Raw genomic sequence first — 16,173 nt, 5'->3', positions numbered from 1 at the left:
CCACTTACTCCTCGTAAAGCGTCGGGTCCTCTAGTCCGTTTGCGACAAAAGCATCGTGACGCTCCCGACAAGTGCCGCAGCGTCCGCAGTGACGCTCGCCCCCTTGATAGCAACTGTACGTTTTGCCGTAAGGCACTCCAAGACGAGTGCCCCGAGCTACGATCTCAGCTTTCGTGAGAGTCGTGTAGGGCGCCACCAACTTGACCCCATTGCTGGTGCCAGCCGTGATCGCCTCGCCCATAGGCTTGACAAAACTCTCACGACAGTCTGGGTAGATGGCGTGGTCGCCGAAGTGGTTGGCTATGAGCACCTGCTGCAAGTTTCGGCTCTCGGCCAACCCCGCGAGGACGCTCAGCATGATGCCATTGCGAAAGGGTACCACCGTCGAGCTTATATTCTCCTCAGAATAGTCCCCCAGCTGCATCTCGCCACCCGAGAGGAGGAGGTCACTGCGAAAGTACTCCTCGATGAAGGCGAGCGGGATGATCAGGTAGGGTATCTCTAGCTCACGGCAGATAGCCTTGGCAGCGGCCAGCTCACGCGCATTGTGCTTGGAGCCGTAGTCGAAGCCCACGGCACAAGCCACCTCCTCACGATACTCGTAGAGGAGCGTCGTGCTATCCACACCGCCTGAGTGTGCGATCAGTGAATTGCGCATTTTCATTGTCTTATGTCTTAGTAAGAGCGAGCGATGATGACTCTGCACTTAGAGGGGCGACCAGTCACCATACAGCGACCAGGCTCCGAGGGTATGTCACGCGGTATGCAGCGGATCGTCGCTTTGGTCTCCTCCTTGATACGTGCCTCCGTCTCGGCTGTGCCGTCCCAGTGGCAGAGGAAGAAGCCACCATCCTCGATGCGCTCCTTGAATTCATCGTAGCTGTCGCAGATGTAGGTGCGATCCTTGAGTGACTGGAGCGAGCGGTTGTAGAGATTGCTCTGGATCTCCTCGAGTAGCTGCTCAATATGTGCGGAGATGCCCTCTAACGGCATGGTCTCCTTGGTGAGCGTGTCACGACGAGCCACCTCGACGGTGCCATGCTCCAGGTCGCGCATACCGAGAGCGAGACGTACGGGGACACCCTTCATCTCATACTCAGCAAACTTCCACCCGGGCTTCTTATTGTCGTTGTCATCGATCTGAACCGATACGCCATGCTGACGTAGCTCGCTGACGATCTTGTCGGCTGTCTCGTGGATACGTTGCAGCTCCTCCTCGCTCTTGTAGATCGGCACGATGACCACCTGAATAGGTGCAATGCGTGGCGGCAGAACCAGCCCGTTGTCATCGCTGTGCGCCATGATGAGCGCACCGACGAGACGTGTGGATACGCCCCACGAGGTAGCCCAGACGTAGTCACGATTGCCTTCCTTATCGAGGAAGGTAACGTCAAACGCCTTGGCGAAGTTTTGTCCTAGGAAGTGCGAAGTACCAGACTGCAAAGCTTTGCCATCCTGCATCATAGCCTCGATGGTGTAGGTATCGATAGCTCCGGCGAAGCGCTCGGTCTCACTCTTGACCCCGACGATGACTGGCAGTGCCAGCATCTCACGGGCGAAGTCCTCGTAGACACCAATCATCTTGCGCGCCTCAGCGATTGCCTCCTCTTGGGTAGCATGTGCCGTGTGACCCTCTTGCCAGAGGAACTCAGCCGTGCGAAGGAAGAGACGCGTACGCATCTCCCAGCGCACTACGTTAGCCCACTGATTACAGAGTAGTGGCAGGTCGCGGTAGCTCTGGATCCAGTTCTTGTAGGTACTCCAGATGATCGTCTCACTCGTCGGACGAACGATCAGCTCCTCCTCGAGCTTCGCATTGGGGTCTACCTCTACGCCATCGCCCGCCTCGTTGGTACGCAGTCTGTAGTGCGTCACGACGGCACACTCCTTGGCAAAGCCCTCGACATGCTCGGCCTCGCGGCTGAGGTAGCTCTTAGGGATAAAGAGTGGAAAGTAAGCGTTGCTGTGTCCCGTCTCCTTAAATCGACGATCAAGGTCTTGCTGCATCTTCTCCCAGATGCCGTAGCCGTAGGGCTTGATGACCATACAGCCGCGCACGGAGGAGTTCTCAGCCAGTCCGGCCTTTACGACGATATCTTGATACCACTGTGAGTAGTTTTCGTCACGTGGTGTGAGTTCTTTGATCTCTTTTTTAGCCATGATGCTAGTCTATCTAATTTATTTGCTAGCAAAGGTACCGCTTTTCGCTAGAATTCACAATCTGAGACGGTTGACTAGATGCAAGCCACCCGAGTGACGATGTGCTCCGTCGGATCATGTGCGTCCATACACCTTGCTACTCGTCTGAATGCATTTGTATCGTGCTGAGCTTGTTATAGATACGAGTTCCAAAAAATGTTCCCCTCTTGGAACTTTTCAGTTCCAAGGGAGGAACCGTTTAGCCGAACAGCTGAGAGACAAAAGAAGCCCCCCTCGTCTGTGATGAGGGGGGCTTAGTATTTTGTCGAGCTTCGGTGCGAAGCTATCATGACTGCGAGATGAGTTGCTCTAGCTGGTCTACCCAGCGGGGCAGGCTGTCGCCCTCTTGCTGTGGTGCATAGCGTGCTAGCTCGATCTCTGAGAGGAGGGAGAGCCAGGCGTTGATCTCTGCCTCCGCTACGTCTTGCTGCTTGAGTGCACTCGCTAGCTGCTGCCGTGTGAGGCTGGAGGTGGCTAGCGCGTAGTGATCTTGTAGATAGTGCGTTATGGCAGCATAGAGTCGGGTCGTAGCCTCCGACTGCTGCCCCGCCTTGATGAGCTGACGTATCGCCTGGATCTGCTGCTCCGCCATGGGCGTGGAGCGCTTCTTATGATAAGCGACATGGTCGGCACGGAGACGTTGATCGCTACGTATGAGCCAATAAGCGACTCCGCCACCGATAAGCAGGAGCACGTAGAGGAGCCAGTAAGCCCATCCGGCACGACTCCAGGGATGCCACACGATGGTCGGAGCAGGCGCGTCGTAAGGGTAGGGCGTATATCGCTGTGAGCTGCTTGCCTCTCCTGCTTTGCCCACTTGTGGCACATCGTTAGAGCCTTGCGCTACCTCTATACGGATAGGTGCTGTCGTGGCGGTGCGGTAGCTATTTGTAGCGGGGTCGAAGTAGGGGAGGCTGACGGCAGGCACCGTCTGCTGTCCTGTGGCGTGCGGTATGATGGTATATTCGTAGATGCGATGCACCTCGGTATTGCCATTTTGCACCTTTTGGTCGTCACGGATGAGCTGCGGCTCATACACTTCAAATTTGTCGGACAAGCCTAGCTCTGGAGCTAAGAGTAGGGAGACATTGCCCCGTCCAGTGATGTCTAGTCTATAGGTCATGGCGCGACCCGTCTCGTAGGTTGGGTCGGGTGCGGAGAGGGTACCCTTGACCTGGAAGGAGCCGACCAACTGATCGAACCCTTCGGGAGCTCCCTCGGGGAGTGGTCGTACGGTCAACTTCAAGGGCTGCGAGTGCAACTTCTTATGAGCCGTTGCGATAGCTTTATTGGCAAAGAGATCCTCCTCGTTATCCACCTTCCGATTTACAGATACCTGAAAGTCATACTCAAAGGAGGGGATGACTAGCTCGCCACTACGCTGTGGGTAGGCGAGGATCTGCCAGATGAGTGCCTTGTACATGAGCCTGCCACCGACGCGCTCTGTGGTGAGGCTGGTGTGCTGTAGCGGGATCTCTTTGGTGACGAAGTCAGTCACCTCGGGCGGCTTGCGGTCGACGCCTGCGAGGTTGCCATAGCGTGAGTAGAGGTAGAGCGATACGAGGACGGGCTGCTGTGTGTAGACCGATTGCGAGGAGACGACGGCACGCATATACATGTCTCGGTCTGCTACCTGTAGTGATTCTCCAGAGGCGATAGCCTGCTGCGATAGCCCTTGCGCCTTGGCGACTTGTATGCGTCTGGATAGGGCCGTGAGGCTCTTCTGCCCGACTCGTAGCTGAGCCGCACTGATGGCGTAAGTGCCCGCCTTAGTCGCTTGCAGCGTATAGGTGATGGTGGTGTACTCTTTTGAGACGCCTCCGCTCATCTTGTGCAGTACGTTGAGTTGAGGTCCGTAGAGCACTTTCAGCCCAGAGGCAATCTGAGGAGCGGTGAAAGCACCTAGCTCGTGCGCTCCCGCAGCACGATAAACTAACTGGAAGGTCTCTCCCTCGGCAACCTGCTGGGGTACGATCACCGTGAGCTGTGCTAAGCCTGCGAAGGCGACGGCACAGAGACAGATGAGTGTCAGGAGGGTGCGTTGTATCGAAGTGCGTAGGCGTAGCATTACCAGTTCTTCTTGTTCTGATTCCTTTGCTGTGGCTGGCGCTGGTTGATGCGCTGGCGTGTGTGTTGCTCTTGCTGGCGAAGCGCATCGAGGATCCGGTCAGCCTGAGACTTGTCGAGGTCCGGCTCCTTACCTTGTGGCTGCTCTTGCGGCTGCTGGTCGGGAGGTGTCTGCGACGGATCGGACTGTGAGCCGCCACCACCTCCGCCACCACCTTGCTGTGGGGGCTGCTTGTTGAGCTTGATCGCCAGGGCTAAGTTGTAGCGCGTCTCATCGTCGGTAGGGTTTCTGCGGAGCGACTCTTTGTAAGCTTCGATCGCTTTGTCATACTGCTGCATGTCCATACAGCGGTTGCCCAGGTTGTGCCACGCTAAGGCTTGCAAGCGTGGATCAGCCTTGCTGTCGCTCGCTATACGCTGCCACATCTGCACAGCAGCGACCGTGTCGCCTGACATGTAGAGGGCGTCCCCTAGACCGAGTCGGGCGGGAGCGTAGGTCGAGTCACGAGCCACGGACGAGAGATAAGCGGCGCGTGCTGACGAGTAGTTGCTCCGATTGTAGCTCTTGTTGCCCCGCCGTGCGTCTAGACGTACGGTCTGCCCGATGAGCGTCAGGCTAGAGAGCAAGAGTAAGACAATATATAGAAGCTTACGCATCATGATGACCAAAGATTTGAATACGACTAAACAGGCGACTCTTGCGGCGCATGATCCCATTGGCGAGCAGGAGCAAGAGGAGTGCAGCTAGCGTGGGGAGCGCATAGAGCTCCTCGATCTGCTCACCCTCGCCACTCAGGTTGGCTTGGGGCAATGTGCGGAGCTGGTTAACCAGCTGGTTGCTAATGGCACGGGGACTGCTGCCGACGAAGCTCTGTCCGCCCGTAGCGTTGGCTATCTCTGCCGTGATCTCAGGGTTAGGCTTCGAGAGTACCGGCACGCCGAGCGAGTCGGTGAGGAGCGTTTCTCCAATAGGAATGTTGGCACCCTCGGGGAGTCCGATGGTTACGACGTAAGCCTTGATTCCCTGCTTCTTGAGTCGCTCGATGCCCTCTTCTAGTCCGCCCTCGTGATCCTCGCCATCGGTCAGGATGATGACCGCTTTGCCGGCTCGTGAGGGCGCTGCGAGTGCCTGTGCGGAGCGCTCGAGTGCTTGTCCTAGATTGGTGCCTTGGTTGGAGACCATGCCAGGCTGTATGTCTGCGAGGAAGGTGCGAGCCGTCGGCAAGTCGGGCGTCAGAGGTAGACGTATGTAAGCGCCTCCAGCGAAGACGACCATAGCTACTCGTGATCCTGCCAACTCCTGCATCGTATGGGTCACAATCTGCTTGGCAAAGCCGATACGGTCGGGCTTGACGTCACGTGCCGCCATCGAGTTGGAGACGTCTATGCAGAAGGCTAGGTCGACACCGATCGTCTGCTGTGACGAGACGGGCGCATGGGTGTAGAGTTGCGGACGAGCCAGTGCCACGATGAGCAGAGCGATGGCGATGAGCTTGAGCGAAGCGCGCCACCAGTCCCGCTTGGCAGAGCGGTCGGGCATGATCTGCCGTAGCATCTGAGGCGTGGCAAAGCGCAGCTGCTGCTTACGTCGTCGTCTCTGACCGACGATCATAACGAGTAGCAGGAGCGGTACGAGTAGCAGGAGCCACAGCAGGAGGGGATAGGCAAACTGTATCATGGGTTAGCTCGCAGCAAGGTGGTTCGTAATAAGAAGGCGGCACCAAGTAGCACGATGGCGAGCAAGGCAAAGAGCATGTAGCGCTCTTCGTAGGCACTCACCGAGCGAGAGGTGAGACGAGACTTCTCGAGTGAGTCGATCTCCTTGTAGATCTCGTGCAGCTTCGTCTCGTCGGTCGCACGATAGTACTTGCCGCCCGTCTGCTGGGCGATGTGTCGTAGCGTGCCTTCGTCAATCTGCACATCGGCCTCCACATATTCGGTGCCGAAGGCTGTCTGCACGGGGAACTTTGCGACCCCATTGGTTCCCGCTGCCACCGTGTAGATGCGTATGCCGTACTGCTGTGCCAGCTCAGCGGCCATCGAGGGGGTTATGTCGCCCGCATTGTTTGACCCATCGGTCAGGAGGATGATCACTTTGCTCTTGTTGTCGCTCCCGCGGAGCGTATTGATCGCCGTTGCTAGCCCTAGTCCTATGGCGGTGCCGTCCTCCAGTTGTCCTATCTCGGTGGTCTCGAGCATCTGCTGGATCACGTTGTGGTCCACCGTCAGCGGACAGAGCGTAAAGCTCTCCCCCGCAAAGACCACGAGACCTATGTTGTCATTCGGACGTGCAGCGATCATCTCGCTCGCCACATCACGCGCTGCCTCAAAGCGGTTCGGCTTTAAGTCCAGTGCCTGCATACTGCCACTGAGGTCTATAGCGAGGACGAGGTCGATGCCTTGTATCGATCGCTCCTCCCAGTGATTGGAGTCTTGCGGGCGAGCCAGAGCTAAGATCATCGCCGCCAGTGCCAGTAGCTCTAAGGCAAAAGGCAAAGCCCGCAGATAGCTCCGCCATCCGCTCCTCTTAGGCAAAAGACGGTATGCCGAGAGCGAAAGCTTTGCTTGGTGACGCTTGTTGTAGCGCATGTAGAGCAGCACCAGCAGCGGTAAGAGTAGGAGCGCCCAGAACCACTCAGGATGAACCCATATCATAGCGACTTACCCTCCTTTCTGCTAGCTAGTTGATGCACCACCTCGTAGATGGTCGTTGCGTCTTCGGCTTGCCACGCAGGCTCCGCCCAGGTGTCGGCAAAGCGTACCCACTCTGAGTGGATCACCCACTGCGCTAGTGCACTCTGAGGCACTCCGTAGGGAGCCTTTTGGAGTAGCTGGGCTAGTTCGCGAGCGGTCAATTCGTCTATCTCCAAGCCTAAGCCTTCGGTCAGATAGCTTCGCAAGGCGGTGATCAAGCCATCGTAGTAAGCTATCTGCTCCTCTTGCTGGTCAAAGGGTAGCGCACGCAGTGTGGCGAGCCTTTGGTCGAAAGTCTCTAAAGCGGTCAGCGGTACCACGACCACCTCGGGCTCGGGTCGTGTGCGCTTGTAGTGTCGGTACCACAAGATGAGGAGTACCACTACGACGATGCCCAGCACCACCCACGTAATGGGGTTCATGAGGACGAGGAGGATATACTCCCACCAGTGTAGCGAGACCGAAACAGGAGCTTTGATTGGGTTGTACTTGAGCGGTTGCGTCGTGTCCACCTCGGGCATCGTCACCTTGAGGTAGAGTGGCTTGGAGAAGTAGCTCTCCCCGCCCACCGTCACGCCAAAAGCGGGTAGCTCGGCCATTCCCTCGGCAAACGAAGTGATGGTCATCAGCGCATTCAGCTGCACCTCTGTACCCTGGAGCGGTATCGTGTCGGTCACCTCAAAGGCAATCATCTCCGCCTGCCCCATCTGCCGCTCTTGGGGTATCACGAGGAGCGTGTTGTCGAGGTCATTCGTGCGGATAGTCATCTTGATCTGTGCATACTCTCCGATCTGAATCGTCGAGGGCGTCAGCTCAGTCGTGATGGCGACATCTTGTGCCGCCGCGAAGCTCCATAGACCTCCGCCGCCACAGATCAGTAGTATATATAATAGTAGACGATATCGCATAGATTAGCCTTAAGCATCTAGATTGGCAACCGCTGACTATGTGCCTCTAGACCGTACAACGCCACAAAAGTACCGATAATTCACGAATAGGAGGTAAATACAGGGCTGACGCATTAGATACGATGAGGTCAACCACCTCTCTATTCCTCTCTTGAGACTATTGCAAAAGTCAATAGTCTCCTCTTTGACAGCTATCTTACACCCATCGTCCTCCAAAAACGTTTAGGACACTATTGAAAAATGGACTATTGTGTCTTGTTTAAGCGTACTCAACTCGACTCAATATTCAATCTTGTGTGATTTAACTACTTTGTATTCCTTGCTAATGATCAACATATAGTCATACTCACGCAGGTTCGTCGCCACAATAAAAGAGTAATTAATATGCTTTGTAAATCTCTGAAGCTTGTAGATCTCTGCTAGAAGTACTCCATCCATAAGGTAAGAGAAGAAAAGGCAGTACTTACTACTGCTTGACAACTTTCTGAAGTTACTATCAAGGATATCTGAATGAAAATCACCTCGGGAGAAGTTTTGCCTTTTTATCAGCATTTCCTTTTGTTCCTGGTTTTCAGCCACAGGGATATAGAAGAAGGAGTCTAGATCGTAAATAACGCTTGAAACGGCAATGCTTTCTCTATCCACATTTAGATCTCTTGAAATATAGTCAAGGACCAATAGTGTCCTAAACGTTTTTGGCGGGCGAAGGGTGTGAGATAGCTGTCAAGCGAGTCAATCGCCTCTTGACATTTGCGGTAAAAACGGGGGTATCCCCCTATGCTATTCGTTGCGCTTGACAAACGATACAATGGGTCATAAGTATAACTATGACTCATTTGTCCGCCAGCCTTGCCACTCTGTGGAAGTGGCGCATTGTTCTTTACGCTTAGTACGTTGCTCACGGCATCATAGCTGTAGGCATTGTCCATAATGGTGCCTGCCTTGGCATTGACCACAAGGTTCTCTAGTCGGCGATGCTGTGGGTCATAGGAGTAGAAAGTCTCCGCTCCGTTGCAGTACTTCAGATAGGTACGTTGCTCGAACTTATCGTAGCCAATCTTGGTGATGTAGTCATATCCGTATGACTTCTCACCACGGACTTTTTCAAGAAGACCTCCGAGGTTGTGTTGTAGGAATATGTAACTCGCCAAAGATTGCCGTTTCCCATACTGTTGTTCTTCTGTTAGTTGTTCATCGCAACATCAAGTGCTCATTAAATAGGTGTGGTGGCTTGCGTGTCATCAATTTGAATACCAGAAGAATCGAAAATATTATAAATCCGTTTCAGTTCACTGATTAACATAGATGAAAGAGAGTCCCATATAAATAAACTTGTTGAATCATCGCGATTACAAAAGTGTACCTTCTCATCAGTGGTCATATATAATAGAGAACCATCCCAATCATAACTGCCGATAAACAACATTTCTCCTGTTGAATTTCTAGGCTTATCATACTTATTAAAACTAATTAAACTATATGGTTGCCATGAGAAATCAACAGTTCTCACATAGTTAGAACGATATCCAAATAGACATAAGGTATCCCCAAGTATATTGAGTCCATTTGAGAAGTTGGTCAAGAAATCAACATATGAAGTTGGAATCTTTTTGCTAATACCATCTTCCATTTTTATTATTTCGTTTTTGTCTATTGGTGAATAGAGTCGATTCAGCCACGCACTTTCCGCAATATGCGGTGCTCTGCCAATTAGCAAAGCACCAGTTGATTTACTCTCTTCTATTCCTAAGAATGAAAATTTTAGGATTAATTCTTTTATTTCTGAATAGTCTTTCATATTTGAGTAACGTTTGATTCGGTATCCTGTTCAGTTTAATCACTGAACAGGACACCGAATTGTTAATCTTTATTCGGATTTCGGTTTAGTAACTCTCCATGTGTTTCGTTGCGGAAGTTCCCGCCGTGAGCATCAAGATGCTCAGGACGTTTGACAAATTCAATATTATTGGGATTGCCGGCAAATTCAGGATGATCTTTCACATTATTAATGTGATGACCTTCATATCCCTTAACCTTACCGGTTTTCAATAATTCAGCCTTTTCCGCTTTTGTCCAATAGTGTCCTAAACGTTTTGCAGGATAAAGAGAAAAGGGTAGGTTTGTAATTGGAAAGAAAGCACAGCTAGTAAGAGCTGTCACAAACCACTCTTTTCAATGGCAAATATAACACTATTCGCACAAGTAATCCGACATATACCTCGAGAAATCATCCATCGATTGGTCAAAAAGCATGGCACAGACAAGCATGCAGAGGGCTTTAACTCGTGGAGCCATTTGGTGACTATGATCTTCAGCCAATTCTCGGGTAGCGTGTCGCTACGTCAAATCTCAGAGGGGCTACAATCAGCCACAGGCAATCTCAACCACCTAGGTCTATCACGAGCTCCCTCCAAATCCAACATCAGTTACCAAAACGCCAATAGGAGTTCCCTAGGAACCTCTCAAAACGCTGTCGAGATTCAGATCTGGACGGCTCTGATTATGATTCTCCTACTTCAATATCTCAAGCGAATAGCAAAACACCCTTGGTGTCTCTCTAATTTAACAGCCTCCTTGAGACTCAACACGTTCACCAAAATCGACCTCTTTCAGTGGATAAATGAGCCGTTTTTACCGCCTCCAGACGAGACCGAAATAGCATAGGGGGGATCCCCCCGTTTTTACAGCAAATGTCAAGGGGCGATTGACCCGCTTGACAGCTATCTTACACCCATCGTCCTCCAAAAACGTTTAGGACACCATAGATCTTTACCCATTATCCAGATACTCAAGAATATCTGTTTCTATCACTATTGAAAACAGATTTTTGACGATGTCATTCTCAGGGTAACTTTCAATATACTTTTCAGCTACAAGACAGCTCCTTTGCACAAATTGTTGCTGAGTTTCGCCTATTTCCAAGTTGCAATACCAACTATCACAACTATCCGTTAAAAGTCCATTATTAAAGCAGTACACATCACCTCCCAGAATAGGGATGTGATTCTTTCTTAATCTAGAAATTATGTTAAGTGCCTGCTGTTTAGGGAATGCATAAGCATCTATCCCCAAACTCATCAATGAATAACCGTTCTCCACATTAGTTCTTTTTGAATAGTCTGTGATTTATATTACCATTGAGTTCTTCTGTTCTTTGCTATACAAAACAACCAAAGACATGAACACAAATAAAGAATAAAGTACCATACGGTATATCTCACTGTCACATCGTGTTGTTCAAATATCTTATCGCATTCTTTGTCGTAAAATAGTTTTATCTTTTTGGAAGAGAAAGATTTACATTGACTCGCAGTAATTCCTACGTAATATTGTTTTGCATTGAACTCTATTAGAAGGTTTGAGCCACCCCGATAACCACCACTACAATTAACTTCCAGTACTGAGAAATTAGTTATCGCCTCATTGCTCCCCATATCTGTTGTAAAGTTTCTAATTCCTGTTTGGCTTTTGCATCCGCATTTTTTCAATGGAATCTTTTTTAGAAGTATTGGAGTTCTTACCTGTAATCCAAAGATACCTAATAAGAAAAACAAGTGCAATTACAGCTGAAATATTAGGAATCATCTTTTCGATCAAGAATGTTGTAAAACTCACGGATGTCGACATAGAGAGCAAGTCAAAAATCGACATGAGCAGTATCATAAATACAGAATATGTTAGAATCAAGGTTATAACAACTTTAGCTAGTATAGAAAAATTCTTATATGTCATGCTATTTGTCTTTTAACACGGTCATATCTTGACTTATTCTAAAAGGACCTATCAAGATATGACCATGTCGTAGCCAATCTTGTTCACATAGTCGTAGCTGTAGGACTTGTAACCACGCACATGATCCACCAGTCCACCGAGGTTGTAAGAATGCAAATCATTTACCATGGCTTTATCTTTAGATATCCAAAAGACCTAGGGTACTTTTCTATAAAATAGCTGATATCGCATTTTCCTTGACTATCTATTCCTATTAAGAGATACCCTTTGACACTTGTTTTTTTTGATTGACTTAGAAGTGTAAGGGCTTTGAAAACAAACACGTCACCTTTTTCCCGTAATATTTCTAGTAAAATTTGTCCATGTTCTGAACCTGTTGAACAAGTGGAAAAATAATCTATGCTTAAGAAATGAGATAAGTCCTCTACGTTATTTGAATCCAAAGACTGATTCAATAATCTTACATACGAATTATAATGCCCTGTTCTTACAAGCTCTTGTTTTAATTCTTGAGGTATTGCTATTCTTGGCTCTAATGTACAAGAATAGCAATGCCATAGAAATAGAAAGCAGAGGAGATATTTATTTTTCATCTATCTCGAACTTTTAGAACGCCAAACTTAATCTGCTTACCAGGGAAATACTTATGTAATCCACGATTGTCGGGGACTTTCTCCGTTTTTGTATGACTTATCATATTATGAATTATATGCCATTCCTGTTCCCTTTCCTCAGGGGATAGCGTGTTGTTTCTACAAACCGTAACACAGCCCCAGCTTACATTTCCAGGATGAAGATAGAGCCAGCTTCTTTCTTTGCCCGCAATCAGGTCATCACACAGAATCTCGGGTGGACCAGTTTTTGAGCGAGATGAAAATCATCGGACAGTGATAGTTCAATTTATTCTTAGGGGAATGTCGAATTTTCTAACAGAATCAATAAAAGACAAAGAATCCATTGGTCCTATTAACCCATTAGTAATAATAGGATAGGCAATGCCATTTATGTATAAAACAACAGAGTCCTGCTTATTGTGATGTATTGGCATTTCTTTGTCGATAATCCAATAATTGGTTAGACTTGAACTATTTTTCTTCTCCTGTAAATTGCGTGTTATGGAATATCCTTCGGTGTATGCCACAATCCATTTTGTATTGTATTTATATTTCGTCACTCCAAATGGAAGTACAAAATACTCCGTATTACCATCTCTATATAATAAACTTTTGTCTGATGTGATTATAAAACCACTCCCAAGTTCTTCAGATATACCCCAGTTCAGTGGATATATTATTATAAAATAGGATGCAATTCCAGCTCCTATTATTAGCAACATCTTCAATAATTGTTTCTTCATCGCACAGTCCAGTGTCAAGTGCAACACGGTTACAAATGTAGGGAAAAAAACGGCGTAAAGGTCAAAATGGTTGGTGAAGTACCAGGACTGATGCATTATATATAATGAACTCACCTATTCCTCTCTGGTCGCTATGTGTAGCTTCTGAAAGATCGATTATGATGCGTCATTCCTAGCTGGGGAAATACAACGTTGGTGTGTTACAATAATTTAGAACCAACTACATATCAAAACGGCGTCATGTCGGGGAAAACTGATTTCCACGTGGATATTTCGAAATATCCAGGTGGAGAATTTTTATTTCCCAGGTAGGGAATAAAAAATTCTTCGGAGGAATCAAATGAAACTTCGGAGGAATTTTTTGACGCCCACGTGGAAAATAAAAAATATCCACGTGGAGATTTGAGATTTCCCACGTGGATATTCGAGAAAGGAGGGAATCGGACGAATTTCCCTGTAAAGATATGTAATTAGAGATTAGGGGTTAGAAGTTAGAGATTAGAAATTAGGGATCGGAGCGATACGACCGCTTGCGGTCGGACGAATCATAGCCCCCAGTCGGAGGGGCTACGCCCCGAACGACTGGGGGTAGGAGTGCCATGTGAAGTAAGCGACCTCCCCATTGTGGGAGGTCGGACTGGAGCTGTAACTATAAGCTGCGTCTAGTCCGACCCACAAGGGGTCGATAAGCTGCTATCGTCTTGTCCCCGTGGGTCGTTCGGGGCTTTGCCCCTCCGACCCACGGCTATGATTCGTCGGACCTCTTGCGAGGTCCTATCCATCAGGGTGGATCGGAGGGTGGATTAGAGATTAGAGGTTAGAAGTTAGAGATTAGAGATCCGATCACTCTGATAGCTCCGATGGTTCCGATAGCTAACAGCCAATAGCTAACAGCCAACAGCCAATCCATAGGTGACACATTATATTATAATGCGTCAGCCGGGGAGGTAAATAAGCACCGAAAGCTTCACTGAGATGAGAGATCTTTGTTCGGGCAGTGTGCTAGATGTTTGTTTAGATCTAGTGATTGTATCTTGCTGATAGCTAACGCCTATCGTGTGCTACGTGCGAGATGTGTCCCCTTGCAGATGATAGATGTCTGTATCATGAACAAGAGTGAAGGGAGTCTTCGGCCACTCTCGTTTAGTTAGATGCGCTTGCGGAAGAGCTGCGAGAGAACGGGGATGATGTCTTCGCCAGTCTCGGCGATGGCGTGGTCGATGCCCGACTCACGCATCAGACGCTCCCATTCGGCGGCAAAGGTCGTATAGTTGGTCGCGTACTGCTCACGAAGTCGCTCCGACGAGGTGTCTACGTAGCGACTTGCTCCCGTCTCTAGGTCACGCACGAGCGTCAAGCCCATAGCAGAGAGGTCGTAGTCACGTCTGTCCACAACGCGTATGGCCAGCAGGTCGTGTCTCCGAGCCGTGCGCTGGATCAGGGCGCGCTCCGCATCGGTCGGTGCCTCCGTGATGAAGTCACTCACGATAAAGGCTGAGCAGCGCTTCTTGACCACTCGTGAGAGCATCTCTAGACTAGAGGAGATCTGCGTAGAGTGACGCTCAGGGCGGTAAGTCAGGATCTCACGAATGAGCTGCAGTACATGCTTACGCCCCTGCCCGGCGGGGATGTAGCGCTCCACACGGTCGGTGTAGAGCATCAGTCCGACACGGTCGTTGTTGTGAATGCAGGCAAAAGCGATCGTTGCAGCGATCGTCGCCACCAGATCCCGCTTCGTCTCACTTGTAGAGCCGAAGTCTAGACTGTGAGAGACATCTACGAGGAGCATGATAGTTAGTTCGCGCTCCTCCTCAAAGACCTTGACATGCGGCTGCGCGTAGCGTGCCGTCACGTTCCAGTCAATGTCACGCACATCATCTCCTATGTAGTACTCCCGCACCTCGCTAAAAGCCATTCCTCGCCCCTTAAAGGCCGAACGGTACTGCCCAGCCAAGATGTTTTGACTGAGACCCCGAGCTTTGATTTCGATGCGTCTGACCTTGCGTAGGAGATCCTGCATTTAGAAATTAGAGGTTAGAAGTTAGAGATTAGACCTTAGAGGTTAGAGATTAGAAGCTAGATGTCCGATCATTCCGATGGCTCCGATACTTTTAGCTAATAGCCAACAGCCAACAGCCAATTAAGGTACCGGCACCACGTTGATGATTTCATCGATCGCCTTGTCAGCACTCATACCGACAGCGTCGGCTTCGTAGCTCATTCCGAGACGATGACGCAACACGTCGTGGCACACGGCACGCACATCCTCAGGGATCACATAGGCTCTCTGAGCGATGAAGGCGTAGGCCCGTGCAGCTGCTGCTAGCGAGATCGATGCACGTGGCGAAGCCCCATAAGCGATCATCCCTTGTAGAGCGGGGACGCCCTCCGTCTGTCGTGTCGCCATCACTAGATCCACAATGTAGCGGAGTATCTTCTCATCGAGATAAACTTGCTGCACCGCTTCGCGAGCTGCTAAGATCTGCTGGGCAGTTGTAACAGGCTTTACCGTGGGTAGCTGACTAGCCAGATTCATCTCAATGATCTTCATCTCCTCTTCGTGCGAGGGGTAGTCCAGCACCACCTTGAGGAGGAAGCGGTCTACCTGCGCCTCAGGTAGTCGGTAGGTACCCTCCTGCTCGATCGGGTTTTGCGTCGCCATCACGAGGAAAGGCGAGGGTAGCGGATAAGTCTCCTCACCGAGCGTCACCTGTCGCTCTTGCATCGCCTCGAGGAGTGCACTCTGCACCTTGGCTGGAGCGCGGTTGATCTCATCAGCGAGGACAAAGTGAGCGAAGATAGGACCCTTCTTGACCGAAAAGGACTCACTGCGCTGACTGTAGATCAGCGTACCGATGAGGTCGGCCGGGAGTAGGTCGGGGGTAAACTGTATGCGGCTGTAGTCTGCATCGATGAGCTTAGCGAGCGTCGTGATAGCGAGCGTCTTAGCAAGCCCTGGCACACCCTCGAGGAGGATATGCCCGTCGGCTAGCAAACCGATCAAGAGCGACTCCACAAGATGCTCCTGCCCGATGATCGTGGTGTGCATCCCCTCCTGCAGCTGGCGTATGAAGCCGCTCTGCTGGGTAATATATGCTTGACGATTCTCTAGATCTGATACCTGCGTCATAGTTTCTACTGATTAATGCTACAAAAGTAACGATAATCTTCGAATGAACGCTCTCCCCGCCTCACAACCCTCGATAAAGAAGACTA

At 50.2% G+C, this 16,173-nt stretch carries 14 protein-coding genes and 1 pseudogene; 1 reads left to right on the top strand and 14 read right to left on the bottom strand.

What is annotated here, in order from left to right; all coding sequences use genetic code 11:
- Positions 1-4 precede the first annotated feature (4 nt).
- From queC to RDM37_RS02320, 10 genes and pseudogenes are all read right to left on the bottom strand, one after another.
- On the bottom strand, positions 5-658 hold the full coding sequence (gene queC / locus RDM37_RS02365) for a 7-cyano-7-deazaguanine synthase QueC (RefSeq protein ID WP_308554691.1): 654 nt from the start codon (positions 656-658) through the stop codon (positions 5-7).
- A 17-nt stretch (positions 659-675) separates the two neighbouring features.
- Positions 676-2,160: a proline--tRNA ligase gene (gene proS / locus RDM37_RS02360; RefSeq protein WP_297112999.1), complete on the bottom strand. Its 1,485-nt coding sequence runs from the start codon at positions 2,158-2,160 to the stop codon at positions 676-678.
- A gap of 325 nt (positions 2,161-2,485) precedes the next feature.
- Positions 2,486-4,267, bottom strand: coding sequence for a BatD family protein (locus tag RDM37_RS02355; protein WP_308554663.1), 1,782 nt, complete (start codon positions 4,265-4,267; stop codon positions 2,486-2,488).
- Positions 4,267-4,926: a tetratricopeptide repeat protein gene (locus RDM37_RS02350; RefSeq protein WP_308554662.1), complete on the bottom strand. Its 660-nt coding sequence runs from the start codon at positions 4,924-4,926 to the stop codon at positions 4,267-4,269. The genes RDM37_RS02355 and RDM37_RS02350 overlap by 1 nt, the downstream gene beginning before the upstream one ends.
- Positions 4,916-5,944 carry a VWA domain-containing protein gene (locus RDM37_RS02345; RefSeq protein WP_308554660.1) on the bottom strand — a complete coding sequence of 343 codons (1,029 nt, stop codon included), beginning with the start codon at positions 5,942-5,944 and terminating at the stop codon, positions 4,916-4,918. The genes RDM37_RS02350 and RDM37_RS02345 overlap by 11 nt, the downstream gene beginning before the upstream one ends.
- A complete protein-coding gene (locus tag RDM37_RS02340; RefSeq protein ID WP_308554657.1) occupies positions 5,941-6,921 on the bottom strand; it encodes a VWA domain-containing protein in 981 nt (326 codons plus the stop codon). Before RDM37_RS02340 ends, RDM37_RS02345 begins: the two co-directional genes overlap by 4 nt.
- On the bottom strand, positions 6,918-7,868 hold the full coding sequence (locus tag RDM37_RS02335; protein WP_308554655.1) for a hypothetical protein: 951 nt from the start codon (positions 7,866-7,868) through the stop codon (positions 6,918-6,920). The genes RDM37_RS02340 and RDM37_RS02335 overlap by 4 nt, the downstream gene beginning before the upstream one ends.
- Positions 7,869-8,638: 770 nt before the next feature.
- Positions 8,639-8,926 (bottom strand): annotated as a pseudogene (locus RDM37_RS08390) (RHS repeat-associated core domain-containing protein); the annotation flags it as partial.
- Between the two features lie 155 nt (positions 8,927-9,081).
- Entirely contained in the window at positions 9,082-9,666 is a 585-nt protein-coding gene (locus RDM37_RS02325; RefSeq protein WP_300969160.1) for an SMI1/KNR4 family protein, read from the bottom strand.
- A 62-nt stretch (positions 9,667-9,728) separates the two neighbouring features.
- Entirely contained in the window at positions 9,729-10,028 is a 300-nt protein-coding gene (locus RDM37_RS02320) for a hypothetical protein (RefSeq protein ID WP_300969159.1), read from the bottom strand.
- Positions 10,029-10,043: 15 nt separating this feature from the next.
- Between RDM37_RS02320 and RDM37_RS02315 the strand changes: the two genes are divergently transcribed.
- Positions 10,044-10,532 (top strand): DUF4372 domain-containing protein, encoded by a 489-nt coding sequence (locus tag RDM37_RS02315; RefSeq protein WP_308554653.1) that lies wholly within the window; start codon positions 10,044-10,046, stop codon positions 10,530-10,532.
- Between the two features lie 105 nt (positions 10,533-10,637).
- Here the strand turns inward: RDM37_RS02315 and imm40 are convergent, their stop codons facing one another.
- The 4 genes from imm40 to RDM37_RS02300 all read right to left on the bottom strand — a co-directional run bounded on the left by imm40 (position 10,638) and on the right by RDM37_RS02300 (position 16,087).
- A complete protein-coding gene (imm40, locus tag RDM37_RS08385) occupies positions 10,638-10,946 on the bottom strand; it encodes an Imm40 family immunity protein (protein WP_374043016.1) in 309 nt (102 codons plus the stop codon).
- A 1,549-nt stretch (positions 10,947-12,495) separates the two neighbouring features.
- Positions 12,496-12,957, bottom strand: a complete 462-nt coding sequence (locus RDM37_RS02310) for a hypothetical protein (RefSeq protein ID WP_308554652.1) — start codon at positions 12,955-12,957, stop codon at positions 12,496-12,498.
- Positions 12,958-14,104: 1,147 nt separating this feature from the next.
- Entirely contained in the window at positions 14,105-14,977 is an 873-nt protein-coding gene (locus RDM37_RS02305) for a DUF58 domain-containing protein (RefSeq protein WP_308554651.1), read from the bottom strand.
- Positions 14,978-15,097: 120 nt separating this feature from the next.
- Positions 15,098-16,087, bottom strand: a complete 990-nt coding sequence (locus RDM37_RS02300) for a MoxR family ATPase (RefSeq protein ID WP_298888322.1) — start codon at positions 16,085-16,087, stop codon at positions 15,098-15,100.
- Between the last annotated feature and the right edge of the window lie 86 nt (positions 16,088-16,173).

This window comes from uncultured Porphyromonas sp., from assembly GCF_902489635.1.
Lineage (GTDB): Bacteria > Bacteroidota > Bacteroidia > Bacteroidales > Porphyromonadaceae > Porphyromonas.
This window is presented reverse-complemented; position numbering and strand designations above follow the sequence as displayed.